The organism is Chryseobacterium sp. 22458 (assembly GCF_052044975.1).
Lineage (GTDB): Bacteria > Bacteroidota > Bacteroidia > Flavobacteriales > Weeksellaceae > Chryseobacterium.
The window spans coordinates 143,356-169,833 of record NZ_JBQEOA010000003.1 but is presented as its reverse complement, the minus strand read 5'-3'; the positions used below and the strand labels follow the sequence as shown (position 1 = coordinate 169,833).

General features: G+C 39.4%; 20 protein-coding genes and 1 riboswitch. Of the genes, 18 read left to right on the top strand and 2 right to left on the bottom strand.

The window, feature by feature from the left end; translation table 11 throughout:
• Positions 1 to 96 precede the first annotated feature (96 nt).
• The 18 genes from ACTJJF_RS11755 (at position 97) to ACTJJF_RS11670 (ending at position 23,852) form a co-directional block, all read left to right on the top strand.
• Positions 97 to 4,458 carry a CusA/CzcA family heavy metal efflux RND transporter gene (locus ACTJJF_RS11755; protein ID WP_440699774.1) on the top strand — a complete coding sequence of 1,454 codons (4,362 nt, stop codon included), beginning with the start codon at positions 97 to 99 and terminating at the stop codon, positions 4,456 to 4,458.
• A gap of 73 nt (positions 4,459 to 4,531) precedes the next feature.
• Positions 4,532 to 5,761: an efflux RND transporter periplasmic adaptor subunit gene (locus ACTJJF_RS11750; protein WP_440699773.1), complete on the top strand. Its 1,230-nt coding sequence runs from the start codon at positions 4,532 to 4,534 to the stop codon at positions 5,759 to 5,761.
• A gap of 177 nt (positions 5,762 to 5,938) precedes the next feature.
• On the top strand, positions 5,939 to 6,820 hold the full coding sequence (locus ACTJJF_RS11745; protein WP_440699772.1) for a bestrophin family protein: 882 nt from the start codon (positions 5,939 to 5,941) through the stop codon (positions 6,818 to 6,820).
• Positions 6,821 to 6,838: 18 nt separating this feature from the next.
• Entirely contained in the window at positions 6,839 to 7,741 is a 903-nt protein-coding gene (locus ACTJJF_RS11740) for a cation diffusion facilitator family transporter (RefSeq protein ID WP_440699771.1), read from the top strand.
• 18 nt (positions 7,742 to 7,759) lie between these two features.
• Complete coding sequence (locus ACTJJF_RS11735) at positions 7,760 to 8,179, top strand: Fur family transcriptional regulator (RefSeq protein ID WP_050020659.1); 420 nt, start codon at positions 7,760 to 7,762, stop codon at positions 8,177 to 8,179.
• Positions 8,180 to 8,223: 44 nt separating this feature from the next.
• Positions 8,224 to 10,206, top strand: coding sequence for a heavy metal translocating P-type ATPase (locus tag ACTJJF_RS11730; RefSeq protein ID WP_440699770.1), 1,983 nt, complete (start codon positions 8,224 to 8,226; stop codon positions 10,204 to 10,206).
• Positions 10,207 to 10,793: 587 nt separating this feature from the next.
• Complete coding sequence (locus tag ACTJJF_RS11725; RefSeq protein WP_440699769.1) at positions 10,794 to 11,156, top strand: hypothetical protein; 363 nt, start codon at positions 10,794 to 10,796, stop codon at positions 11,154 to 11,156.
• A 259-nt stretch (positions 11,157 to 11,415) separates the two neighbouring features.
• Positions 11,416 to 11,691, top strand: a complete 276-nt coding sequence (locus ACTJJF_RS11720; protein ID WP_440699768.1) for a YHS domain-containing protein — start codon at positions 11,416 to 11,418, stop codon at positions 11,689 to 11,691.
• A complete protein-coding gene (locus ACTJJF_RS11715) occupies positions 11,678 to 12,355 on the top strand; it encodes an SCO family protein (protein ID WP_440699767.1) in 678 nt (225 codons plus the stop codon). Before ACTJJF_RS11720 ends, ACTJJF_RS11715 begins: the two co-directional genes overlap by 14 nt.
• Before the next feature lie 102 nt (positions 12,356 to 12,457).
• Positions 12,458 to 13,132 carry a superoxide dismutase gene (locus ACTJJF_RS11710; protein ID WP_312300212.1) on the top strand — a complete coding sequence of 225 codons (675 nt, stop codon included), beginning with the start codon at positions 12,458 to 12,460 and terminating at the stop codon, positions 13,130 to 13,132.
• Positions 13,133 to 13,136: 4 nt separating this feature from the next.
• Complete coding sequence (locus ACTJJF_RS11705; RefSeq protein WP_440699766.1) at positions 13,137 to 13,505, top strand: hypothetical protein; 369 nt, start codon at positions 13,137 to 13,139, stop codon at positions 13,503 to 13,505.
• Positions 13,506 to 13,751: 246 nt separating this feature from the next.
• Positions 13,752 to 14,582, top strand: a complete 831-nt coding sequence (locus ACTJJF_RS11700) for an MbnP family protein (protein WP_440699765.1) — start codon at positions 13,752 to 13,754, stop codon at positions 14,580 to 14,582.
• Positions 14,575 to 15,624: a cytochrome-c peroxidase gene (locus ACTJJF_RS11695; RefSeq protein ID WP_312300206.1), complete on the top strand. Its 1,050-nt coding sequence runs from the start codon at positions 14,575 to 14,577 to the stop codon at positions 15,622 to 15,624. Before ACTJJF_RS11700 ends, ACTJJF_RS11695 begins: the two co-directional genes overlap by 8 nt.
• A 12-nt stretch (positions 15,625 to 15,636) precedes the next feature.
• The gene (locus ACTJJF_RS11690) at positions 15,637 to 16,581 is read left to right on the top strand and encodes a transporter (RefSeq protein ID WP_440699764.1); all 945 of its coding nucleotides are present in this window, start codon (positions 15,637 to 15,639) and stop codon (positions 16,579 to 16,581) included.
• Positions 16,582 to 16,887: 306 nt separating this feature from the next.
• Positions 16,888 to 17,072, top strand: a riboswitch (cobalamin riboswitch).
• Between the two features lie 110 nt (positions 17,073 to 17,182).
• On the top strand, positions 17,183 to 19,219 hold the full coding sequence (locus ACTJJF_RS11685) for a TonB-dependent receptor plug domain-containing protein (RefSeq protein ID WP_440699763.1): 2,037 nt from the start codon (positions 17,183 to 17,185) through the stop codon (positions 19,217 to 19,219).
• Positions 19,216 to 20,349, top strand: coding sequence for a YncE family protein (locus ACTJJF_RS11680; protein ID WP_440699762.1), 1,134 nt, complete (start codon positions 19,216 to 19,218; stop codon positions 20,347 to 20,349). Before ACTJJF_RS11685 ends, ACTJJF_RS11680 begins: the two co-directional genes overlap by 4 nt.
• A gap of 14 nt (positions 20,350 to 20,363) precedes the next feature.
• Complete coding sequence (locus tag ACTJJF_RS11675) at positions 20,364 to 21,557, top strand: cell surface protein (RefSeq protein ID WP_440699761.1); 1,194 nt, start codon at positions 20,364 to 20,366, stop codon at positions 21,555 to 21,557.
• Between the two features lie 36 nt (positions 21,558 to 21,593).
• A complete protein-coding gene (locus ACTJJF_RS11670) occupies positions 21,594 to 23,852 on the top strand; it encodes a DUF5074 domain-containing protein (RefSeq protein ID WP_440699760.1) in 2,259 nt (752 codons plus the stop codon).
• A gap of 120 nt (positions 23,853 to 23,972) precedes the next feature.
• On the opposite strand, the gene ACTJJF_RS11665 is transcribed toward ACTJJF_RS11670, so the two are convergent.
• Together ACTJJF_RS11665 and ACTJJF_RS11660 are read right to left on the bottom strand one after the other, a co-directional pair.
• Complete coding sequence (locus ACTJJF_RS11665; protein WP_440699759.1) at positions 23,973 to 25,547, bottom strand: T9SS type A sorting domain-containing protein; 1,575 nt, start codon at positions 25,545 to 25,547, stop codon at positions 23,973 to 23,975.
• A gap of 89 nt (positions 25,548 to 25,636) precedes the next feature.
• On the bottom strand, positions 25,637 to 26,425 hold the full coding sequence (locus tag ACTJJF_RS11660; RefSeq protein ID WP_312300192.1) for a T9SS type A sorting domain-containing protein: 789 nt from the start codon (positions 26,423 to 26,425) through the stop codon (positions 25,637 to 25,639).
• Between the last annotated feature and the right edge of the window lie 53 nt (positions 26,426 to 26,478).

The following is a 26,478-nucleotide window of genomic DNA, read 5'->3' as shown; positions in this document are numbered from 1 at the left end:
GAACTTTGCAATACCATTGCAGAGGTTTTCACGATATTTTTGCTGCAGCATTGTATGCTGTGTGCATCTGTTTTCAATAAAAATTAAATACAAATCGTGTTAGATAAAATCATAAGATTCAGTATCAGAAACAAAGTGATCATTGGTTTGATGACTTTGGTGCTGATTATCTGGGGGACATGGAGTGCTACCAGATTACCGATAGATGCTGTACCGGATATTACCAATAATCAGGTGCAGATCATTACCGTATGCCCTACGCTGGCAGGGCAGGAAGTAGAGCAATTAGTAACTTTTCCCATTGAGCAGAGTATTGCCAATGTTCCGGATATTCAGGAGACCAGAAGTATTTCAAGATTCGGGCTCTCTGTCATTACAGTCGTTTTCAAAGAAGATGTCAATGTTTACTTTGCAAGACAGCTTATCAGTGAGCAGCTGAAAAATGCTGTGGAAGAAATTCCCAAAGGAGTCGGAACCCCTGAGCTTGCTCCGGTAAGTACAGGTCTTGGAGAGGTTTATCAGTATATTCTTCACCCTAAAAAAGGCAGTGAAAAGAAATATAATGCTAAAGAGCTCCGTACCATGCAGGATTGGATCGTACGCCGGCAGCTCAACGGAACACCGGGAGTAGCTGAAATCAACAGCTTCGGTGGTGAGTTGAAACAGTACGAAGTTGCTATTGATCCCAACCGGTTGAAGGCAATGGGCACAAGTATTACCGAAATATTCACAGCCCTTGAAAAAAATAACCAAAATACGGGAGGTGCCTATATTGATAAAAAACCGAATGCTTATTTCATCCGTGGAATCGGGCTGGTAACTTCATTGGAAGATATCAGGAATATTGCCGTTAAAAATGAAACTGGTAGCGTTCCGATTTTCATCAAGGATGTGGCAGATGTCCGTTTGGGAAGCGCAGTCCGTTATGGTGCATTGACCTATGACGGAAAAGTAGATGCTGTGGGAGGTGTAGTCATGATGTTAAAAGGAGCAAACAGTAATGAAGTTGTAAATAATATCAAGGCAAAAATTCCAACCATTCAGAAATCACTTCCGGATGATGTGGTGATAGAGCCATTCTTAGACAGGACGGACCTGGTAGACAGAGCCATCAGTACCGTTGAGAAAAACCTCATTGAAGGAGCTCTGATCGTTATTTTCGTGCTGGTTATTTTCCTTGGAAACTTAAGAGCAGGGCTTATTGTAGCCTCAGCAATTCCGCTTTCCTTACTTTTTGCCTTGGGAATGATGAATGTTTTTGGAGTCAGCGCTAATCTGATGAGTCTGGGGGCTATAGATTTCGGATTGATCGTGGATGGAGCCGTTATTATAGTAGAGGCAACCCTGCATCATCTCGGCATAAGGAAATCAACACGGGCATTGACCCAGTCTGAGATGGATGAAGAAGTTTTCCTTTCAGCATCCAAGATCAGAAGCAGTGCTGCTTTTGGTGAAATTATCATCCTTATCGTATATATTCCGATTCTTACATTGGCCGGAGTAGAAGGTAAAATGTTTACCCCTATGGCTAAAACAGTAGGATTCGCCATCTTAGGAGCCTTGATCTTATCACTGACCTATATTCCCATGATGAGTGCTTTGTTTTTGTCTAAAAAAATATCACATAAAGAAACCTTTTCAGATAAAATGATGAACCGCCTTCAGAAGGTTTATCAGCCATTATTACAGAAAGCTATCAAAATAAAATATGTCATCGTTTCCGCAACAGCTGTGGTTTTCCTTATTTCGGCCTTTATCTTTAAAAATATGGGGGGAGAATTTATTCCGCAGCTGCAGGAAGGAGATTTTGCGTTCCATTGTATTCTGCCACAGGGAAGTTCGCTGAGTCAGAGTATAGAAACCTCCATGCAGGCTTCAAGAATTATCAAGCAGTTTGATGAGGTAAAAATGGTGGTGGGGAAAACCGGATCCGCTGAGGTGCCTACAGACCCGATGCCTCCGGAAGCTACTGATATGATCATTGTACTAAAACCTCAGAGTGAATGGAAAACCAAAAAGTCCTATGATCAGCTGGCCGATGAGATCAGTGAAAAACTGGAAAATATTCCAGGGGTATTCTTTGAAAAGAACCAGCCTATTCAGATGCGCTTCAACGAGCTGATGACGGGGATCAGGCAGGATGTTGCAGTAAAAATATTCGGGGAAAACCTGGATTCTCTGGTAGTGTATGCCGATAAAGTAGGAAAGGTGATCCAGACCGTTGATGGCGCTACGGCCCCACAGATCGAGAGAGTAAGCGGTCTTCCGCAGATCAATGTACAATATGACAGGACGAGAATTGCGAATTATGGGTTAAATATTGAAGACGTCAATAATGCGGTAAGTACTGCTTTTGCAGGAAAAGCTGCCGGCCAGGTCTTTGAAAATGAAAGACGTTTTGACCTTGTTGTACGTCTTGACAGTCTTCACAGGACAGATATTTCAGATGTTAATAACTTAATGATCACCTCTGCTACGGGAGCACAGATCCCTCTGTCTCAGGTGGCGAATGTAAGCTATAAATTAGGACCTGCGCAGATCAGCCGTGAGCAGGGAAAACGTAGAATTGTAATAGGATTCAATGTGAAAGACCGTGATGTGGAAAGTGTGGTGAAAGACATTCAGGCAAAACTGGAGAAAGTGAAGTTGCCATCCGGATACTATTTTACTTACGGCGGACAGTTTGAAAACCTTCAGGAAGCCAGCAAACGTCTGATGATTGCTGTTCCCGTATCATTGCTTTTGATCTTTATGTTACTGTATTTTACCTTCCACTCCTTCAAACAGGCGGCCCTTATCTTTACGGCAATTCCTATGAGTGCTATCGGAGGTGTATTTGCACTTCTCGTCAGAGATATGCCATTCAGTATCAGTGCCGGAATCGGATTTATTGCCCTTTTCGGGGTAGCTGTACTCAACGGAATCGTTCTGATAGGGACTTTCAACCAATTGGAAAAAGAAGGTGAAACGGATATTATGAAAAGAGTATTGGAAGGAACGAAAACCAGACTGAGACCGGTTCTGATGACCGCAACTGTAGCATCATTAGGATTTTTACCAATGGCGATTTCCACCGGGGCGGGGGCAGAAGTACAGAAGCCTTTGGCAACAGTAGTGATCGGAGGTCTTATAACAGCTACATTCCTTACCCTGTTCGTCCTGCCGATGCTGTATATTATTTTTAACACAAAGATTTTGAAAAGAAAAAATAACAAACCAAGAACATTTACCATTGTTCTTATTGCAGGATTGATGATGCTGGGGCAGACTTTTAAAGCCCAGTCCAGACCCATATCTGTTGAGCAGGCGGTGGAAATGGCAATGAATAATAATTTAACCTTACAATCGAAAGATCTAAGCATTAAATCTGCCGAAGCATTAAGGCCAACCTCCAAAGAACTTCCCAAACTAAGTGTTGAAGCTCAGCTTGGGCAGTACAACAGCCCGAAATTTGATCAGTCGTTTGCCATATCCCAAAGCATTCCTTTTCCAACATTATTCAAGGCAAGAAAGGAACTCATCAATGAAAATATCAAAAGCAGGCAGATTGACAGAGAGGTCACAGCCAATGAGCTTGTAAAACAGGTCCGTACCTACTATTATCAGATTGAATACCTGCAGTATAACAAAGCACAGCTGACGAGCCTGGATGGCTTCTATGCGGAGTTTATCAGAATTGCCACCGTAAGATTTAAAGCAGGAGATATCAAAAAGATTGAGATCAGTACAGCAGAAACCCAGAAAGGAGAAATAGATCTTCTTCTGAGACAGAATGAGGTCTACCTGAACAATGCCTATAAAAATTTAAAAACACTTTTAAACACTTCTGAAGATCTTGAAGTACCATTCAATAAAGAATATGAACCTTTGAAAGCAGAAAATGTCCTGGACAGCAGTGTCGTTGCCAATAATCCTTCCGTAAAGGCCTTCTATCAGGAAATGGAAATTGCAGAGAAGAATAAGAAAGTGGAAAAATCAATGGGATTGCCGGACTTCAGTTTAAGCTATACCAACCAGTCACTGATCGGTTTTCATACCATCAACGGGCAGGAAAATTATTATAACTCCGGAAAACGTTTTCAGTCGGCAACAGTCGGCGTGGCTATTCCGCTTACATTTGGGGCAACAAAGGCAAGGATCCAGGCGCTGGAATATGAAAAGCAGGTAGCAGAAACCAATGCAAGAATGCAGCAGAAGCAGCTTACTGCACAGCTGGAAAATGCGTTCAGCCAATACCGGCAGGATATACAGCAATATGAGTATTATACCACTCAGGCACTGCCGAATGCAGAAAAAATTGTAAAGGCAGCTCAGTTAGGCTATAAAACAGGGGAAATTTCCTATGTAGAATATCTTTTTGCATTACAGACTGCCACCAGCATTCAGTTAAAATATCTGGAATCAATCCAACAGGTCAACCAATCTGTGGTGACTATCAATTCAATCATTAATAAATAATATGAGATCAATGTCAACAGAAAACACAGGAAAAAAGAGAAAAGATGGTCTTATAAAAAATAAATATTCGAATATGAAACTCAAATATAATATCATACCCCTGATGCTCATGGCTCTGCTGGTCATAAGCTGTGGAAAAAAAGAAGCTGCGGCAGAAAAGGACCCTGAAAAAATAGAGCAGAAAGAACAAGCTCATGAAGAAGGTCCTGAAACCATTGCTTCATTGACGGAAGAACAGATGAAGTCTGTAGGAGTTGCTTTGGGGAAGGTAGAGATGAAAGAATTGACCTCAACAATCAAAGCCAACGGATTGCTGAGCGTTCCCAACAGTAATAAAGCCACTATTACTTCCCTGTACGGAGGAATCATAAAAACCATCAATATCCAGGTAGGAAGCATTGTAAAAAAAGGACAGGTCATCGCAACAATTGCCAATCCGGAATACATTCAGCTTCAGGAAGATTATCTGACAACCAATAGCCGGATTACCTATGCCGAACAGGAATACAGAAGGCAGAGAGAACTTTTTGATAACGATGCCGGGGCCAAGAAAAATCTTCAGAGCGCAGATGCGGAACTGAAAACATTAAGAACCAAAAGAGCATCTCTCCTGAAGCAGCTTCAGATGATGGGAATAAGCCCCGGAAAAGTCAGTAACGGAAATATGAAATCAGGATTGGTGATCACTTCGCCGATCAGTGGGACCATCAGTAGTATTACAGCGCAGATAGGAAGTTATGTGGATATTTCTTCACCCGTCGCTACGGTCATAGATAACGGTTCCATTCACCTGGATCTTCAGGTATTTGAAAAAGACCTTCCCAAAATGAAAGTAGGGCAGATTGTTCATTTTAAACTGACGAATAACCCCGAAACAGAATACGACGCCAAAATTTACAGCATAGGTTCTTCTTTTGAAAATGAAAGCAAGACCATCTCTATGCACTGTGAAGTGATAGGAAACAAGTCCGGACTGATCGACGGAATGAATATCACAGGTATTGTAAGCCTTGATAAAAGCACCACACCCGCTGTACCTACCGAGGCCATTGTGGAAGCAGACGGTAAATATTATGTTTTTATTCAGACAGATAAAAAAGTAGAGGAAGAACATGACGAAAAAGGAAAACCTCATCCGAAAACCTTAAACTTCGAGAAAATTGAAGTGGTAAAAGGAACTTCAGATATGGGATATACAGCGATCACACCCGTAGGTAACATTCCGGATAATGCTGAAATTGTGGTGAAAGGAGCCTTTTTTGTGAACGCCAAACTGGTGAATTCCGGGGAGCATGAACATTAATGAATCCGCTCAATGTCGATTTTTATGCGTAAATTAGAACTGTTTACGGACTTATTATAAAAACCGGCCGGAAGAAAGTAAAGATGATCTTACGAAACATCTGAACCTTTTATCTGATAAGAGACTAAGATGGTTTTAAAAAATAATGTTTTTATAATATTTAATACATGACCTTTTATGCTATTAAACAAAAAAATATCAGTCTGGTATTTCATCCGTGAAATAAAATCCCAAATTCTGTTCATTGGAATATTTGCTGTGGTCATTGGCCTTTTGGATATGCTGCCATGGTTTCGGAAAATATCCCTTCCCCTGAATATTCCGGCACTTTTAGGAACGGCAGTATCGCTGTTGTTGGCTTTCCGTACTTCCCAGTCCTATGAAAGATGGTGGGAAGCAAGAACGGTGTGGGGAGCTATTGTCAATGATTCCAGAACCTTTGTAAGGCTTATTATACAGTTTATGCCTGCAGGAGATGAAAAAACGGTAAAAAATTTTGCAGAAAGACAGATCATCTGGACCTATGCCCTTGGTGAATCGCTCAGAAAACTGCCATTTTCTCAAAAGGTACAGCAGTACATGGAACAGCATCAGATCAAGGCTATAAACATTCCCAATGCACTTCTCGATGCCCATTCCAAACAGCTGAGAGATATTGCGGTTTCCAAAGGACTGACTGATTTCCAGCAAATGCAGCTGAATGACATCATCACCAGACTCTGTGACAGTATGGGAAAATGTGAAAGGCTGAAGAATACAGTCTTTCCAAGATCTTACAGTGTATTGGTACATATCCTGATCTATGTGTTTGCAGTGATCCTTCCTTTTGGGCTTGATGATTCACAGCTGGCCGTTGAAATGCTCGTCACATTCCTGATCCCGATTGTATTTATTGCAATAGAGAAAACATCGATCATTATGCAGGATCCGTTTGAAAACAGACCCGTAGACACTCCGGTGACCTCTTTGGCACAAACCATTGAAATCAATATCCGGCAGATGATTGGGGAGCAGAACGTTCCTTTAAAAAAAGAAAATACATCTTACTATGAAATGTAATTAAACCATAGAAATAATATGGAAACCACCCCAACACAAATACAGACTCCCTCTGCTGCAGGCAGACATAAAAAGAACCTCCTGATTGTACTCTGCCTGAGCGGTACCTATCTCATTGCTGAGGTCATAGGGGGAATAGTGACCAACAGTCTTGCACTGCTGGCAGATGCAGCCCATATGCTCACTGATGTTGTAGGATTATTGCTGGCATTCATTGCCATTAAAATAGGAGAGAGAAAAGCTGAACCTTCCAGAACATATGGTTATTACCGTACTGAAATATTAGCTGCAGTCATCAATGCAGTCGTATTATTAGGAATTTCTTTATATGTTTTATTTGAAGCCTATCAGCGTTTTCAGAATCCACCGGAAGTACAGAGCAAATCGATGCTGATTGTAGCGGGGATCGGATTGATCGTAAACATTGCAGGAATGATGATTCTGAGGAAAGATTCAGAAGGCAGCCTGAATATGAAAGGAGCTTACTTTGAGGTTCTTTCAGACATGTTAACATCAGTTGGCGTTATGATTGCAGGAATTATCATGTTGACAACCGGCTGGTATTATGCCGATTCTTTGATCTCAGCAGCAATCGGACTATTAATCTTTCCAAGAACATGGAGACTTTTAAAAGAAGCCGTCAATGTATTACTGGAAGGAACCCCGAAAGATGTGGATATCTATGTGCTGCGCAAATCATTGGAGAAGATTCCGGGAGTAAAAAATATTCATGATCTTCACGTATGGTCCCTTACTTCAGGGGTAAATGCCATGAGTGCCCATGTTGTGAAAGAAGTCGGAACTTCACAAAATCAGCTGTTGAAAATTTTGACGGAGGAAACAGTGAATACATTTAAGATCAGTCACACAACTTTTCAGATAGAAGATGAAGGCTACGAAGAGAATGAATCCCATCTGTAATATTCAAATTGTGAAAACATGAAAAAAGACATAGAAAACAAGCTCATTGATAAAAATACCAAACCTACCAGTATGAGAATTCTGGTATATGATTTTTTAAGCTCCCAGGAAGCAGCCCTGTCTCTTTCTGAAATAGAAAATCATTTTGACAATGCAGACCGCATTACGATCTACAGAACCTTAAAAACCTTTGAAGAAAAAGGAATTGTTCACAGCATACAGGAAAATACAACTACAAAGTATAAGCTATGCGAGGATGATTGTGATGAAAAAACACATAAAGACTGGCACCTGCACTTCTATTGTAAAATATGTAAGCAGACCACCTGTAAAGAAGATATTTCCTTCCCTGAAAATATACAGACCAATTTCAGGATTGATGAAATAAGACTCTTTGCAAAAGGAATCTGCGAAAACTGTCTTGAAAGTTTGCAATAGCATTGCATCAGTCTCAACCCTAAATTTGTATAAAAATATCAGTTATGGAAAAATGCTGTAGTACAACCCCGGAAAAACCAGATACAAAAGAACACACACACAATCATTCAGAAGGAGACGGACATGACCATGACGGGCATGATCACTCCCATGATACCGGCGATCAGACCATCTTCCAGATGTTTCTCCCGGCGATTATATCCTTTGCCATCCTCCTATTAGGAATCGCTTTTGATAACTATATAAAACCGGCATGGTTTACTGGCTGGGTACGGTTGGTATGGTTCCTGGCAGCCTACATCCCTGTCGGATTTCCTGTGTTGAAGGATGCCTTTAAAAGTATCACCAAAGGAGATGTGTTTTCTGAATTCTTCCTGATGAGCATTGCAACCATTGGTGCGTTTGCCATTGGAGAATATCCTGAAGGAGTAGCTGTAATGCTGTTTTATGCTGTAGGTGAAGTATTTCAGTCTATGGCAGTCACCAGGGCAAAAGGAAACATAAAAGCTTTACTGGACCAGCGTCCTGATGAGGTGACCATCATGGAAAATAATCAGCCAAAAGCAATTAAAGCAAAAGAAGCGAAAGTAGGAGACGTTATTCAGCTGAAGCCTGGTGAAAAACTGGCGCTGGATGGTGAACTGATTTCAGATTCAGCGTCGTTCAATACGGCAGCGCTGACAGGGGAAAGTAAACCCGATACTAAAAATAAAGGTGAAGCAGTACTGGCAGGAATGATCAATATGAACAGTATTGCTCTTGTAAAGGTGACCACTGCCTATGAAGACAGCAAACTGAGCAAAATACTGGAACTGGTACAGAATGCTACAGCACAGAAAGCCCCTACGGAACTGTTCATCAGAAAATTTGCCAAAGTGTATACACCAATTGTTGTAGCCCTGGCAATAGCAATCTGTTTACTTCCTTATTTCTTTGTCAGCGATTATCAGTTCAGGGATTGGCTGTACAGAGCATTGATCTTCCTTGTGATCTCTTGCCCTTGTGCCCTGGTCATCTCTATTCCGTTAGGATATTTCGGTGGAATAGGCGCGGCAAGCCGTAATGGAATCCTGTTTAAGGGGAGTAATTTCCTGGACAGTATTGCAGAAATCCAGAATGTGGTAATGGATAAAACCGGAACCATGACGGAAGGAGTCTTCAAAGTTCAGGAAGTAAGCATCAGTCCTGAATTTAATAAAGATGAGATCCTTCAGCTGGTAAACGTTCTTGAAAGCAAAAGTACCCACCCGGTAGCTACAGCGATTCACAATTACGTAGGCGATATCAATTACGCTGTTTCATTGGAAAACGTAGAAGAAATTGCAGGACACGGGCTGAAAGCAACAGTGAACGGTAAAGAACTTCTGGTGGGGAACTTTAAGCTGATGGATAAATTTAATATCCGTTATGACCTCAACCATTCCAATATTGTCTACACCCTTATTGCTGTAGCTTATGATCAAAAATTTGCAGGGTATATCACCATTGCAGACAGCATAAAAGAAGATGCCAAAGCCACAGTAGACAATCTGCATAAAATGAAGGTAAAAGCCACCATGCTGAGCGGAGATAAAAGTACTGTTGTGAAATATGTTGCTGATCAGCTGGGTATAGACAATGCATTCGGAGATCTGTTACCTGAGGACAAAGTGAATAAGGTCAAAGAAATTAAAGCCGGAAACCAAACCGTGGCCTTCGTTGGTGACGGAGTGAATGATGCCCCTGTAGTTGCCTTGAGTGACGTAGGAATTGCAATGGGAGGTCTGGGAAGTGATGCTACCATTGAAACGGCAGACGTGGTGATTCAGGATGATAAACCCAGTAAGATCCCGATGGCAATTAATATCGGTAAACAGACGAAAAAAATCGTTTGGCAGAATATCATCTTAGCTTTTGCCGTAAAAGCTGTTGTGCTCATTCTCGGAGCAGGAGGTTTGGCAACGATGTGGGAAGCAGTATTTGCCGATGTAGGAGTCGCTCTCCTCGCAATTTTAAATGCAGTGAGAATTCAGAGGATGAAATTTTAAAAGAAATCATAAACACAAACTAAATTATATTCAATAAGGGCTTCGCTGATTCCAGTGAAGCTTTTGTTTTGCTGGAATACACAAGACATAAGAATTTATCTCAAATTATGGATGTTTTAAAGCAAAGGTCTGGATTTTCAGCTTATTAACTAAATAATTAATTTTTGTATTCGGTGCGATTATTTTTCTCACACAGATCCGATTGATACACAGATCCTTCATAAAAATCTGCGTAATCAGCAAAATCAGCGAGCGATAGAATAACTATACATTCAATTCTATTGTATAAAAAAAGCTCCACCAGAATCGGCAAAGCTTTATGAACAAGATTAAATTTTATATAAAGAACTAAATTTTTATTGGGAATTTTCAGTCATGACATGTGACCTTAAGTATAAAGTCAAAGTTCGGAATAATACCTCAATGATAACAGATACAGTTTTGTTAATTTTATAGGTAACAGTTGAGTGTATTCATGTATTGGATCAAAGCCTATCGTGAAAGCCTGGAAACGATCAATGACATTCATCATAAATGAACCATAAAACAATTTTGAAGTAGTATATTTGTAGCAGAGAACAAAATTGTTGAAGCTAATCATTTCCATATTCATTATTTTTACTGTTGCAGTACGCCCTGTATTGCCACTGGTAAATTATGCGGTGAACTATGATTATATCGTTAAAAATCTTTGTGAAAAGAGAGATATACCCCAATCAACGTGTAAAGGAAAATGCTATGTGAAAAAAGAACTGGCCAAAACGGAAAAACAATCCAACAGTTCTCAGACCATAAAAATTGCCGGATTAGATGTCTTCATTTCTTATGACATACTTTCCTTTTCACATCAACTGAATATAGAAAAATCTGTAAACAATCCTGGCTCAGATCATATCAATTCTCATTCTTCAGAATACTTTTCCAGGGTATTTCACCCTCCTTTAGTTTAACTTCAATTTTAAACTATATTTTTAGTTTTTATTTTGAATACATTTCAGACCTTGTCGGAGCGTCATTGGAATAGCTTACGTGTATAAGTAAAATAATTGCTTTTCAAAATACAATGGTTGCTTTGATATATGAATTTCATACCGGCTTCTGAAAATGTTCGGAATATTTAAATTAAACTATCATATTATGGATTAATCTCCGTTGGAGTTTGACGCCGTAATCTCTATTTAACAATATTAATTAAAATTTAACATCAATATGAAATCTCTGGTTATCTTGACGGCTCTGCTGTCAATATCATTACTTTCATGTACCAAAGAAACCCCTCAGGTAAAGCATAAGAGCAATATGAGCTCTTCAAAAGAAAATATCAGAAATATACAGGTTGTCAATGAAGAAGATCCTGTCTGTCATATGAAAACTGCAGAATTTCTGAAAGATACTGCAGTGTACAAAAATAAAACGTATGGTTTTTGCAGCTCTTACTGTAAAGAAGAATTCAAACAAAATCCTGAAAAATATGCCCAAAAATAATAAGACGAATAACAAGAGAAAAGTAATTATGCCGATTGCGGTGATTGCTTTGCTTTTTCTGGGAATAGGCATAGGAATGAGTTACTTCAAAAAGAACCTTTATACGGTGATGAAGGTTCCGGATTTTGAACTTACGGATCAGAATAATAAGAAAATTACCAATAAAGATATGCTGGGAAAAGTATATCTCGTGGAATTTTTCTTCAGTAAATGTCCCACCATCTGCCCTGTGATGAATACCAATATGAAGGCTATACAAAACCAGGTCAACGATCCTGATTTCGGAATTATCTCCATCAGCATAGATCCGGGAAATGATACCCCTGAAGCCCTGAAAGAACATGCTCAAAAGATAGGGGCAAAATCTCCTGACTGGCATTTTTTAACTGGTGACAGAGGATATATCGGAAAGCTTGCAGATCAGTTTAATATCTACGTAGGAGATAAGGAAGACGACGCAGAAAGCCTGAACCACAGCGGTATGATTGCTCTGGTAGATCAGGAAGGAAACATCCGCTGCAGATACAATAAAGATAATATGCCGATTCTGTATTATTCAGGGTTGAATTATGATGATCCGGAAGGTAAAACTCCCCGCCTGAATGGGAAATATCATCCGGACAGGGAAATTCTGATTGAGGATATTAAGAAATTATTGAAATAGAGAAGCTGGAAGAATGAAGCTGGAGGCAGGAAGTACTCCCAGCCTCGATCTTCCATCTTCCAGCCTAATAAAAAACATTGTTCAACCATAAAACAAAACGTTATGAAGATTTTGAAAATAGCTGCTGTAAGTGCAGTTTTTGCGGCCCAGTTCACACTGGCTCAGTTTAAGCAGACACCTCTGCCATATGCTTATAATGCATTGGAAGGCTCCATCGATGCCCAGACAATGGAAATTCACTATTCAAAACATGGAGCAGCGTATGCCGCTAATTTGAATAAAGCCATTGCAGGAACCCCACAGGAAAAACAAACCCTGATCCAGATCCTTGGTGAAACTTCCAAGCTGAGCCCTGCAGTGCGAAATAATGCAGGTGGTCACTACAACCATGAATTGTTCTGGACTATTCTTACGCCTGAAAAAAATACACAGCCCTCTGCAAAATTAGCAAAGGCGATTAATGAAACTTTCGGAAGTATGGATGCTTTCAAAGAAAAAATGAGTAAAGCGGGAGCAGATCGTTTCGGTTCAGGATGGGCGTGGTTATCTGTGGATAAAACCGGGAAATTATTCGTTTCTTCAACACCGAATCAGGATAACCCTTTGATGGATATTGCAGATGAAAAGGGAACTCCCATCCTCGGAATTGATGTGTGGGAACATGCTTATTATCTGAAATACCAGAATAAAAGAGCAGATTATCTTTCTGCCATATGGAATGTGCTGAACTGGAAAGAAGTCAGCAAAAGATATGATGACGCATTAAGCAAAAAATAAGCTGATGAAACTTCTTTACGGCATGCTCTTTACCTTTTATATGGTGTTCAGACCTCTGATACCGCTGGCGGAGTATGCCGTAAATTATAATTACATCGTCAACACCCTCTGTGTAAATAAAAGTAAACCTGAGATTCACTGCAACGGAAAATGTTACCTCAGCAAACAGCTGGCAAAGACCGGCGATTCAGAATCTTCACCTTTACAAAAAACAAAAAATTCAGGACAGAAAATCCTGGATATCTACATTCTTCCTGAAATTGCAGAAATCTCTGCTATGGAAAATTTTCCGTTTTTCCATTTCATATTCATTGATGAAACAGCTTATTCTTTTCTGTTTCTGAAATACATTTTCAAACCACCGGTTTTTTAAGGTATTCATATTATTATTCAACCACAAAAGTCACAGTGCATTTTCTTATTACATCAATAGTTTTAAGATTATGACCTTTGACAGGGCACTGGTATACATTAAAATAAGATTTTTAAAAACTTAAGTGCTCTTTATCCATACAGCATTTCACTTAAATAACTTAAGTGCTAAAATTTTGGTGCCTTTTGTGGTTAAAAACAACGCTGTTACAGCAATTCAAAATTAATCCAACTTAAAAAATCAACAATGAAAATTTATAAATTTTTATCACTATTCTTTATCGCCTTTACTTTATTCACTGTATCATCCTGTGATAGCAGCAGAGATGATGATAACCCGCAGGATACCACGCCGGGAAATATTCAGATCAAATTTGAAAACGGGTTTAATAATCTGGGAAATATTGTTTTAAACCAGACGGTGCAAACCTCATCACAGGGGCAAAAGCATAATTTTTCTTCCTTAAAATATGTCATAAGTAATATCACCCTGATCGATGAAGGCGGAAATGAATTTAAATACAATGAAAACAATCCGGATAAAGGAGCATTTATCGTAGATCAGGCAGATGCGGTAGCCGGCGTGGTGTATCTGAATTTAGCCGGGATTCCGAAAAATAATTATAAGAAGATCAGATTCGGATTGGGAATCAGTCAGAAAGCATATTTGCTGGGACAGGACGGTCAAGCAGAATTCTGGACCAAAGCCAAACAGAAAGGAATGTCATGGTCATGGGCTGCAGGGTATGTGTTTGTAAAACTTGAAGGAAAATACGGTGCTGATTCTGCTACTAAAGAATTCATGAATCACACCGGAAACATGGGAAATACAACAGCCAATAACACCCCGGATCTATACCGTGAGATTACGTTGAATCTGCCGGTTACTGTAAGAGTTACCGGAAACATCAGGCCTTCCATCCATATTTTAGCAGACCTGAATCAGTTTTTAAGTGGTGATAAAGCACTTGCCCTCACATCAGCTAATGATATGATGATGGGATCCAGCCAGCACCTTGTGGATGTTACCAATAACCTTACCAAAATGTTTAAAGTAGATCACGTTCACAATGATTAATTTTTCAATTAAAACGATACTGGTTCTGCTAGTGTTTCTTCTAGGTTGTATCTCCTGTTCTGATGAGGTCATACAGCCGCTGGAGAAAGATGAAGCTTACCGTTTACAGTTTCCCTCTTACTTTCCGGAAATGTCTTTTGACCAGTCTTCAAATCCTGTGACCAAAAACGGGGTAGAGTTAGGAAGAAAATTATTCTATGAAGGGAGGCTTTCCAGAAACAATACTATTTCATGTGGGTTCTGTCATATTCAGGAAAATGCTTTTACCCATCATGGCCATACGGTAAGCCATGGTGTGGATGACAGGATCGGGATCAGGAATGCACCCCCTATACAGAATATGGCTTTTTTGAAAAAATACATGTGGGACGGGGTGATCCATAATCTGAACGAACAGGCAATCAGCCCTATTACAGACGAAAATGAAATGGACAGCTCCATACCTGAAGCCATCTCAAAGCTCAAAAATGATCAGAAATATAAAAAGCTTTTCAGGGAAGCTTATGGAGATGAAACCATTACAGGAGAAAGGATTTTAAAAGCACTCTCACAGTTTATGGCCACACTGGTTTCTGCAGATTCAAAATATGACAGGTACAGACAGGGAAGGGAGCAGTTTACCTCGGAAGAATCCCAGGGTATGGCATTGTTTAATCAGAAATGCGCATCCTGCCATAGTGGAGAGCTGTTTACAGATGAAAGCTTCAGAAATACGGGAATGTATTACAATACTGAGTTTAAAGATGCAGGCCGCTACCGGGTCACCCTTGATCAGGCCGATTGGATGAAATTCCGGGTTCCAAGCCTGAGGAATATAGAATATACAAAGCCTTATATGCATGACGGAAGATTTTATACCCTGGAAGCAGTCCTCAATTTCTATTCGGACCATGTGGAAGATAATCCGAACCTTGATCCGCAGCTGAAACCAAACGGACGTACGGGAATTGCGATGAATAGCCAGGAAAAACAGCAGATCATAGCTTTCCTGAAAACACTGTCCGATAAAAGTTTTATATCCAATCCAAAATTTGCAGAATAAATGAGAGAAAACATGAAGAAGATAATATTGATAATAGGCCTGGTCTTATTCAATCTGAATCAGGCAAATACCGGAGACAGTGTTTATGTTGCTCCTGAAGGCTATAACGGGATCAGTTTTTATGATGATTGTGATGCCTGTGGCTGTGCTGCAGGAAACGGATCATCCGGTTTTGAATCTTTGCTGAATCCACAATTTATAGGAATCAAATATTTTGCACAGCATTATAAGGCCAAAGAGAATTTATTTATAAAAGACCTCACTCAGGATCAGTATTTCAATACACTTCAGATCTGGGGTAAAATTCCTGTGACAGAAAAGTTAAGTGTATATGCCAGTCTGCCATTTCACTTTCACGAAAAAAAGACCATGCAGGGCGATATCAGAATCAATGGAATCGGTGATCTTAATCTGATGGGAATTTACAGGCTGATGAAGTCGGGTGATAACTTTCACCAATTGAGCGGAGGTCTTGGAGTGAAAGTCCCCTTGGGTAAATTTGATGAAAAAGGGATATCCGGTGTCAATCCGAGCTTTCAACTGGGAACCGGAAGCTGGGATTATCAGGCTGCTTTGAACTATAAATTTCAAAAAAATAAAATAGCCGTATTGATCAATACAGATTATACCATTAAAACTGAAAACAAAAAACATTACCGCTTCGGAAACCAATGGAATTATGCAGCGACCGGATTTTATCAGATCTCGGCAAATGAAAAAACCATATTTTCTGCTAAAACCGGAATTCAGGGTGAAGTGTATGCACAGAATAAACAATTTGGTGAGGGTTTGCCCAATACTGCCGGAAGTGCATTATATGGAAAACTGGGATTTGAAGCCTCCTATAAAAGGTTCAGCCTGGGAAGTGAAGTGATGCTTCCGGTGTATACCCATCTTGCCGGTGGTGATATTGAAGCAAAATCAAGGTTCAGTATATTCCTGAATATTGGAATATGACGGATCATGTAATAAACATTTTATAGATACAGATATTTTTTATGAAATGTTTTTCTGTCCCAAATAAAGAATAAAAGAATTTGTACATTCTTGGTTAATAAAGAGAGGCTATTTCATTATTGGAATAGCCTTCTTTCTGATTTTGATAAAATATTAGGAGCTTACATTGAATGTAATAAGTGGTGCCAGCTGTCATTTTTATTCTGTTGACCTAAAATTATTTCTTTATTTAAAAGTATTTTTAAAGCCTCCGGATATATAATATTGTAAATCATTTTGTTGATAACAAGATATAGCAATAATTTTCTATCTTTGCCGAAGTTTGGTGAGCCGTAAAAAGCTCTTAAAAGGGAATCCGGTGAAAATCCGGGACAGACCCGCTGCTGTAAGCTCCGCACCAAAGTTTTTGAAGAATATATCCACTGTTTTTTAATGGGAAGGATTTCAAAAATGGAGTAAGTCAGAAGACCTGCCAGAAAATTAAACGTTTGACGCTTTCGTGGAATAAAGCTTAGAACAACAATGATTCTGTGCAGTGGCAGCTGTGCTTTGTCGTTGCGTTCTTATATCCATTAGCGTCATCATTACCCTGAATGAGCTAATGGTGGCAAAACTGATTACATCTCAATTTCATAAAATTGTTTTCACCGCTTTGGTGTTGACCTCTCACTTTTTGTTTTCCCAAACAAAGAAAAAAGACAGCTTAGAAACAGAGACCATTAAGGTTATCAGCCTTTACAAAAAGAATTTCAAAGAAATTATTCCTGCACAAATCATACAGGGAGAAGAGCTTGAAAGGCTTAATAGTCACTCTGTAGCAGATGCTCTGCGGTATTTTTCAGGAGTCCAGATCAAAGACTATGGAGGTATCGGAGGTTTAAAAACAATTAATATCCGCAGTATGGGAAGCCAGCATGTAGGCGTTTTCTACGATGGCATCCAACTGGGAAATGCACAAAATGGACTTGTTGACCTGGGAAGATATTCACTGGATGACCTGGAAGAAATATCGCTGTATAACGGGCAGAAAAGTGAAATCTTTCAACCTGCAAAAGATTTCGGTTCATCAGGATCCATCTATCTCCAGCCTAAAACACCTGTGTTTAAAGGAAACAGGAAAATGAATCTGGTCATAAGAGCAAAAAGTGCTTCCATAGATCTTTTCAACCCTTCATTCCGGTTGGAACAGAAAATTTCAGACAGAGTTTCCTCAAGCTTCAGCGGAGAATTTATGCAGAGTGACGGAATTTACAGATTTCGTTACGCCAAAAAATACCCGGACGGGCAGCAGGCTTATGATACCATTGCCAGAAGACAGGATTCGGATATTAAAGCAAAACGTTTTGAAACATCCGTCAACGGAATATTCAATAACGGAAGCTGGAATGTAAGGGGGTACGGATATATTTCAGACCGGGGAATGCCTGCGCCTATTGTTAATGGCCGCTTTGGGGGCAGGGGAGCAAGACTTTCAGATGAAAATTATTTCGTACAGGCCCATCTGAGAAAAAAGCTCTTCCCTAAATTTGAAACCCAGCTGAAAGCAAAATTTGCTTATGATTATACCCATTTCATGGATACCGTTCGTTCGCAATCTATCATTTATACAGATAATGTCTATATTCAAAGGGAAGTATATCTTTCTTCTTCCAATATCTATTCTATCACCCCGAATTGGGACGTCAGCCTGAACGGAGATTTCCAGTACAATAACCTGGATGCCAATCTGGACAATTTCTCTTATCCTACCCGTTATACTACATTAGTGGCTTTGGCAACCACATATCAGTGGAACAGGTTTAAAATTCTGGGAAGCCTTTTGGGAACATTCACTTTCGAAGAAGTAGAAAAGAACAAAAGACCGGGAGACAGAAGAGAATGGACGCCGGCTGTATTTATGAGCTATCAGCCTGAGATCATTCCTGAGCTTACCCTCAGGGCTTTTTACAAGAAAATCTTCAGACTGCCTACCTTTAATGATCTCTATTATACCAATATCGGAAATACGTACCTGAAGCCGGAATTTACTAATCAGTATGATGTAGGATTTACTTATAGAAAGAATTTTAACAGCAACAGTTTCTTTAAATTCTTTTATGTTAAAGCAGATGGTTACTACAATAAAGTACAGGATAAAATTGTAGCGGCACCAAACGGAAGTATGTTCCGTTGGCTGATGATGAATCTGGGACTGGTTGAAATTATAGGAACAGATGTGAATGTGCAGACTGAAATGCAGCTCGGAAAAGTAAGATTGAGACCCTTGCTTTCCTATACATATCAAAGTGCGAGAGATATGAGTGACCCGGAAGATACATTCTATCGCAATCAGATTCCTTATACACCATGGCATAACGGGGCATTCAGCCTTATGGCAGACTATAAAGACTGGAGTTTCAATTACAGTGCCATCTATGTGGGGAAGCGGTATGATGTGAACCAGGATAACATTCAGTACAATTATGTACAGCCCTGGTATACGCATGATCTTTCTGTTCAGAAAAAATTCAGCTGGGCGAATCATCAGTTTAAAGTAAGCCTTGAGATGAATAATATCTTCAATCAATACTATGATGTAGTGATCAACTATCCGATGCCTGGAAGAAATTTTAAACTTATTCTAAACTTCACCCTATGAGAAAACTAAACTTTTATTTTTTATTTCTTGTATTGGCTTTTCTTACTTCGTGCCGTACCGATGACATTATTGTCCGTCAGGAAGTGGTAGAAGGACTTCCTTCGGAAAATACAGTGATAAAAGGATTCTACATGCTGAATGAGGGGAATATGGGAAGTAATAAATGCACCCTCGATTTTTTCGATTATACCAAAGGAACCTATTACCGGAATATCTATGCGGAAATCAACCCCAATGTAGTGAAAGAGCTGGGGGATGTGGGAAATGATATCAAAGTCTACGGCAGTAAACTGTATATTGTAGTCAATGTTTCCAATAAAATTGAAGTATTGGATGCCAGAACGGCTAAGCGGATTACTTCCATTCCATTGCAGAACTGCAGATATTTAGCCTTCAAAGATGGAAAAGCCTATGCCAGCAGCTATGCAGGACCTGTAGCGATCAATCCTAAAGCACCAAAAGGAAAAGTAGTGGAAATAGATACCACCTCTCTTTCCATTCAACGTGAAGTTGTCGTGGGATATCAGCCTGAAGATATGGAAATTGTAGGAAATCAATTATTTGTTGCCAATTCCGGGGGCTATAAAGCTCCCAATTATGATAATACCGTTTCTGTAATAGATCTAAACAGTTTTACGGAAATCCGGAAGATAGATGTAGCCATTAATCTTCATCACATTAAAAAAGACAATTACGGGGATTTGTATGTAAGCTCAAGAGGTGATTACTATACGGTTCCTTCCAGTTTATATCTGGTAGATGCCACAACAGGTATGGTGAAGAAAGACTTTCACATCGCAGTAAGTGAAATGACCATTGTGAACGATAAACTTTATTTCTACGGAAATGAATTCAATTACAATACCCACAGCTATAAAAAAACCTTCGGGATCATAGATGTAAAAACCGAAGAGATTATCGCCAACCACATTTTTGACCAGGAATACGAGAATCTAATTAAAACACCTTACGGAATTGCAGTCAACCCAATCACAGAAGATATCTATATAACAGATGCCAGAAATTACGTGTCTATGGGCTTTGTATACTGCTTTGATAAAAACGGACATTTCAAATGGAAGACAGAAGGAGGAAATATTCCTGCCCACTTCGCTTTTTTATACAAATAATCAAAATTTAAGAAATGAGAAGAAATACCTTTACTTATTTAAAAATCGGGTTTTTATCATGTTTCCTTGTAGGAGTGATAGCCTGTAAACATAATGATGAGGATGAGTTTACATTTAGCGGTCTCGATGATTCTTATTCCATTGAGCGGTTAAAAGTTCTGACTATTCCTACCAATGCTTCGGGATCGGTCACATGGAGTATCAATGATTCTGTTATCTCCCAGAGTTCAGCCCTTGAGTTTATCAGCCCGAAGGCAAACGCCTATCCTCTGACTTTAAAAATCAATAATAAAGGAAACGAACAGGTTTACCATTCTAAAATAATCGTTACCAAAGAAAAAGTACCATACAGTAAATATATTGCCAAAGTATTGGAATTTCGACCTGCTGTAGGACAGTTTATGAATGAGATCCCTGAATATACTCCCGGAAATACGGCTGCCAATATACTTCAGAAAGCTAACGAGTCTTTGGTAGGGGGAAATTCTACCATGATCAGTTTGGGAGGATATGGCGGATATGTTGTTTTCGGATTTGATCATACTATTCCGAATCTGAATGGAAGAGACTTTAAAATTCTTGGAAATGCATTCTTTGGAAATGATGCCAGTGATCTGCGTTCAGGATCCTGTGAACCGGGAATCATTATGGTGGCCTACGACAGAAACAAAAACGGTAAACCCGATAATGACGAATGGTACGAAATTGCAGGCAGTGAATATTTCAAAAATACAACCGTAAAAAATTACAGCATTACCTATTATAAGCCCGATGAAAACAAACCTCCGGTACCCGGAAGTGAATTCTGGCAGGCCGATGTGGAGTATATAAAATGGAACGACAACCTCGGGAATAAGGGCTTTAAAACAAAAAATACATTTCACGCACAAAGCTATTATCCTTTATGGTTTGCAGATCCTTCTTACGGCTTTTCAGGGACCAGGCTGGCAAACAATTTTTATGATCAGAATGGTGACGGATCCTACTGGGTAGGAAAATCCTATGAATTCGGATATGCAGATAATGCACCGAATAATGATGAAGCTTCCAATATCGATATTTCCTGGGCTGTGGACAGCAGTGGAAGGTATGTGAAACTTCCGGGTGTCGATTTTATGAAAATATACACTGGGGTAAACCAGGAAGCCGGCTGGCTGGGTGAGGTTTCCACAGAAGTGGCGGGAGCGTATGATTTACATCTCAAATAATTATTCAACAATACAATTTATTTAATTCAATAGAAAATGAAAAAGTTTTACGTTTTTATGATGCTTTTTCTGTTTGCATGTTTATCAAATGCACAGATAAAAGTTCAGGGTGTACCCCGAAATGATATTTCCGGGATCAGCAAGCTTAATACCACTACGATCAGTTTTTCTGATATTCAGTATTGGGTAGGTTCCGGATCAAATCAGGCTGCTTTTGTAGTACAATGGAATGACAGTAAAAATCCTGACGCTCTAGTCTGGGGATTCAAATGGGATGGGAATGCTACAGGAGAAGATATGCTGAAAGCTATTGCCAAAGCAGATCATAGATTATTTACACTGCTTTATCAGGGAACACAATTCGGATCAGCAGTTGGAGGAATAGGGTTTGACCTGAACGGGCAAAATACCAATGCACTGATCAAAAGCGGTAATACCATTTATCCTTTATATCCGGTGAATGGTTTTGTGAATACAACAGCATATGATTTTGACAGCTATACGATTATGGATGCTGCGAATGATCACTGGCAATCCGGATGGACTGTTAACGGATACTGGTCTTACTGGGTGAAAAATCCTGCCGATGCAGATTTTGGATATTCTAACGTAGGAGCCTCTTCTCGTGCTTTGGAAAATGGCTCATGGGATGTATGGAACTTTAACGTAGGATTCAATGAAACTCCGGTTTCATCAACACTTACTCCGGTTTCCCCATATGTTTCTTCCACTAACTTTACCAACGGATATTTTCTGGTGAATGAAGAGTGGTTCGGGCATACCAACGGTTCTGTAAACTTCATCGACAATAATGGGCAGATCAACTACCGTGTATACAGCAATGTAAACAATAACCAGGCTTTCGGAGCAACTACACAATATGGAACGATCTACGGAGATAAATTCTATTTTGTATCCAAACAGGCTGCTGATGGGGGAGATACCCAATATACTCCCGGTGGAAGATTGGTTGTAGCTAATGCACAGACCATGCAGAAAATTGCAGGATTCAACAATATTGGAGGAGGTGACGGAAGATCATTTGTAGGAGTAAATGAACATAAAGGATATATCGGTACTTCTACCGGAATCGTACTCTTTAATATCGACAATATGCAGGTAGGTACTCTGATTGCCGGAACAGGAGGCAACGGGCAGATAGGAAACATGATCCGTACCTCACAATATGTATTTGCTGTAAAACAAAATGCAGGAATTTTGGTGATTAATCCTAATACAGATACTGTGGTGAGCACTATTGCCGGAGGTTTCTATTCTGTTGTTCAGGCTAAAGATGGAAGTATTTGGGGAATTCAGGAACAGAAGCTGGTCAATATCAATCCCACTACTTTTGCAACGCAGGATTATAATATTCCTACGACCAAATATATCGGAGATTGGGGAGCATGGAATGCAGGCAGATTTACAGCAAGTAACAAAGAAAATGCTTTATACTGGATCAATTCAATAAGCGCATGGGCTTCAGGAGCCCAGATTGTAAGATTTGACGTTACAGCTAAAACATTTAACGAAAACTTTGCTGCTATTCCGGGTCAGACAGGTCAATTTAAGCAAATTCCTTACGGTGCGGCACTTCGTGTAAACCCTGTTACCGGAGAACTTGTTTTGAATACGACGGAAAGCGGATACGGTGCTCACTTTCAGAAAAACTGGATCCATACCTATAATATGGCCGGAACCCTTATCAATACCAAAGTTCTGGATGATTATTATTGGTTCCCTTCCATAGCAGTGTTTACCAACAATTCAGTTCCTGTTGTAAGCAATACTCTGCCTTCGCAGGTTACAGCCGGAGGGACTACAACCATTGATTTAAAATCCATAGTTTCAGATGCAGATAATATGGAAGTATCAGTCGTAAAATCTATCAAATCAAACAGCAATCCTGCAGTAGTTTCTGCTACGATTAATACGAATGATGAACTGGTTCTGTCACCACTAGCCTCAGGAACGTCTGATATTGTACTAAGTTTTAATTCAAATGGTAAACTTTTGGAAAAAATGCTTACCGTGAACAGTACGGCATCTACTTTAGCTACTGCTGAGGTTAAAAAACTTGAATTCAGTATTTATCCGAACCCGGTTACTGACATACTTTATATCAAAACACAGGAAAAAATACAGAATATTTCTCTTTATGATGCTTCAGGCAGAACAGTCAATGCACCGCTGAATAACGGACAGGTTAATATGAGTATGCTTCCAAAAGGAGTATATATCCTGAAAGCGGTAACAGATAAAGCTGTATATCAGGAAAAACTGATAAAAAAATAATTACAAACACCACTTATTTTCTTTCATTTAGCCCCGGCCAATTTATTGGCCGGGGCTTTTTCAGAATATATAAAACGGACTCTTTCAATAAAGGCGGTTTTTATAGAATAGTAAGAGATACTATCTCGTAAGGATAATTTTACGGGTATGAATTTTTTTATCTTTTGTCTTTAGCGTCAGTATATAAATTCCATGCGGTAAATAAGCCGGTAGATCAAATGTTTTATACCTGAAAGGAGAGCGATAAACCTCTATACCTGATGCATTTCTGATAGAGATCTCAGAACCATTCATAGATATATTTCCGTCAAGAGTAATCTGTCCGGCTGTGGGATTAGGTAAAACGGTGAATACTTCATTTATATTTGTAAGCGTTTTTTGGGCTTTAAAATTATTGACAGGAGCCGGTGAGTAAGCATTTAACAGCTCCTCAGGATAAAGCTTTCTGTCAAAAATTAAGAATTCGTCAATCTGCGAAGCTTTGAATGAAATGATAAATTTATTGTTGGTGAGATCTGCTCCCTGTGTGTAATAGGGTGCCCAATGAGTGGTGTAGATGGTTGTAGGATAATCATTCTGAAAATTTCCGGCTGGGAACAAATTAAATGGTCCGGGTAACGGTTGGCTATTAACAGAAACTTTAAGATCTACAGGGTAGTAAGGAGGGAAAGTTTCATTATTCGGTTTATAAAAACTGCTTTGTGTTTTGTAAGGAGGAGTAGGATCATTGTTAAAATTAATAACATAGAAATTGAATTGCCCTGCAGTAGCAGGATTTTTCCTGAACATCCTTCCGAAATATCTTTTATCAAAATTGTGATTCTCGTTAACGGGTCTAATGATAATACTGTCCGGAGTGATTTTTATTTTCTCTCCATATAATGTCAGGTCCATAGAGCCTCCCTGCTCAATACGTGCCCAGAAACAAACTGTTCTGGGGTTCCTCGGCGATGGAACATCTAAAAAATAATTTCCCTTGAATACATAGGTTGAATCCGGAGAAGAATACCTAAGCCCCTGGCCGCAGATCGTATCATCTGAATATGTTTCTTCATGAGAACCCTCACGAACCAGATTAATATTTCCGCCGGGCATATCCAATGTATTTCCATTGAATGAATAATGATGGATAGGCATAAAAGGGATCGTGCACTGATCCTCATAATAGGCATAATAGATTCTGAGCCCGCCGCTCAAATTAAGCAATCCGCCATTCATGGTTATTTTGATACGGTCATAAACCTTTGCAGGACTGAATTCAATCGTTGCTTTGTTAGTTTGGGTACCGATTTTAAGAATATTGCCGTCTATGATCCTGGAATCATTATTGGAAGTAGCTCCGTTCATCGTTTCAACAGTCACTCCATTCAGCAAAGAAACAGATAAAGGAATATGGTCTGAGCCGATACCAATGATCAGTTTTTTGCTAACAGATTGTGGGAAAATTAAAGTTTGTTCAATCTTGCCGAGAACTCCGATGCCCATCTTTAGGGTTGAATAATCATTCTCATTATTTCCGGCCGCATGCTGAGGATTTTCAACACTGCATCCTAAACAGACCCCTGAGATCTGATGGGTCTCACTGCCTGCATATTTTTTATTCTGTGCGGAAGGCCACATATTCATTAGGAGCAGTACTAAGATTGAAAGAGATTGCTTTATCAGACATTGGGCTTGTAGTAGATTTGTTTTCATATTTTGAAATTTGAGGTCAGTTGTTCTTTTAGGGATAAGTACTAAATAAAATCGGCAGACTTCAAAGTCTGCCGGTTCAGGTCTCTCATTTATTTAATAATAATTTTTCTGGAGTAGGTTTTACCTTCTTTCGTATGAAGATTCATTATGTAAACACCATCCGGCTGTCTCGTCTCAAATGTATTTGATTTAAGTTTGGTACGGTATACCTCTTTTCCTGAAGTATTGGTTAAAGTAACTTCCGAACCTTCTGCGGGAATATTTTTATCAAGAGTGATTTGTCCGCCCTCATGATGTGCTGTAAAGTTGATAAAAGGATCTTTGTACTGATATCCGTAATAAACCCTAAGCTCACCACCCAGGCTCAGTAATCCTGCGTTGGCATTGATTTTAATACGGTCAAATGGAATATTCATTGTAAGTTCAATCTCACCTTTGCTTGGATCTCCCGCATTAAGCTTAAGAATGCTATTGTTGAGGTTGGTATAGTCATTATTGGAAACATCCCCATTGAATGTTTCAATTGACACCCCTCCCAGAACCTGGGCAGTCAGTGGAGTACCGTTTGAACCGATTCCAATCACAAGCTTATTCGTGTTATTATTGATATTGCTGGCAGGAAAAATCAGTGTCTGTTCCGTTCTTGCCAGTAATCCTATTGAAACCTGTAGCGTAGAATAGTCATTTTCGTTACTTCCTATCGCATTCAGAGGATTCAATACACCACAGCCGATACAGATTCCGTACACCTGGCTGATTTGGTTATTTGCATAAATTTTGGTAATCTGTGCTGAAGACATAGCACTCATCAGGAACAGGAAAGAGGCAGATAAAGCTGCTTTGATTGCACGCTGTCTCACTAATAAATTGTTTTTCATAGGGTAAAATTTTAAAATTTAGTTTTTGTAAAATTAAACATAAAATAATTATG

What these genes read in the sequence shown, in the direction of transcription:
- ACTJJF_RS11710 (WP_312300212.1), top strand. Translation starts at nt 12,458, where the DNA reads ATGAAGATTTTGAAAATAGCTGCTGTAAGTGCAGTTTTTGCGGCCCAG.
- ACTJJF_RS11740 (WP_440699771.1), top strand. Translation starts at nt 6,839, where the DNA reads ATGGAAACCACCCCAACACAAATACAGACTCCCTCTGCTGCAGGCAGA.
- ACTJJF_RS11695 (WP_312300206.1), top strand. Translation starts at nt 14,575, where the DNA reads ATGATTAATTTTTCAATTAAAACGATACTGGTTCTGCTAGTGTTTCTT.
- ACTJJF_RS11735 (WP_050020659.1), top strand. Translation starts at nt 7,760, where the DNA reads ATGAAAAAAGACATAGAAAACAAGCTCATTGATAAAAATACCAAACCT.
- ACTJJF_RS11680 (WP_440699762.1), top strand. Translation starts at nt 19,216, where the DNA reads ATGAGAAAACTAAACTTTTATTTTTTATTTCTTGTATTGGCTTTTCTT.
- ACTJJF_RS11675 (WP_440699761.1), top strand. Translation starts at nt 20,364, where the DNA reads ATGAGAAGAAATACCTTTACTTATTTAAAAATCGGGTTTTTATCATGT.
- ACTJJF_RS11715 (WP_440699767.1), top strand. Translation starts at nt 11,678, where the DNA reads ATGCCCAAAAATAATAAGACGAATAACAAGAGAAAAGTAATTATGCCG.
- ACTJJF_RS11700 (WP_440699765.1), top strand. Translation starts at nt 13,752, where the DNA reads ATGAAAATTTATAAATTTTTATCACTATTCTTTATCGCCTTTACTTTA.
- ACTJJF_RS11750 (WP_440699773.1), top strand. Translation starts at nt 4,532, where the DNA reads ATGAAACTCAAATATAATATCATACCCCTGATGCTCATGGCTCTGCTG.
- ACTJJF_RS11745 (WP_440699772.1), top strand. Translation starts at nt 5,939, where the DNA reads ATGCTATTAAACAAAAAAATATCAGTCTGGTATTTCATCCGTGAAATA.
- ACTJJF_RS11685 (WP_440699763.1), top strand. Translation starts at nt 17,183, where the DNA reads ATGGTGGCAAAACTGATTACATCTCAATTTCATAAAATTGTTTTCACC.
- ACTJJF_RS11705 (WP_440699766.1), top strand. Translation starts at nt 13,137, where the DNA reads ATGAAACTTCTTTACGGCATGCTCTTTACCTTTTATATGGTGTTCAGA.
- ACTJJF_RS11720 (WP_440699768.1), top strand. Translation starts at nt 11,416, where the DNA reads ATGAAATCTCTGGTTATCTTGACGGCTCTGCTGTCAATATCATTACTT.
- ACTJJF_RS11670 (WP_440699760.1), top strand. Translation starts at nt 21,594, where the DNA reads ATGAAAAAGTTTTACGTTTTTATGATGCTTTTTCTGTTTGCATGTTTA.
- ACTJJF_RS11665 (WP_440699759.1), bottom strand. Translation starts at nt 25,547, where the DNA reads ATGAAAACAAATCTACTACAAGCCCAATGTCTGATAAAGCAATCTCTT.
- ACTJJF_RS11690 (WP_440699764.1), top strand. Translation starts at nt 15,637, where the DNA reads ATGAAGAAGATAATATTGATAATAGGCCTGGTCTTATTCAATCTGAAT.
- ACTJJF_RS11730 (WP_440699770.1), top strand. Translation starts at nt 8,224, where the DNA reads ATGGAAAAATGCTGTAGTACAACCCCGGAAAAACCAGATACAAAAGAA.
- ACTJJF_RS11660 (WP_312300192.1), bottom strand. Translation starts at nt 26,425, where the DNA reads ATGAAAAACAATTTATTAGTGAGACAGCGTGCAATCAAAGCAGCTTTA.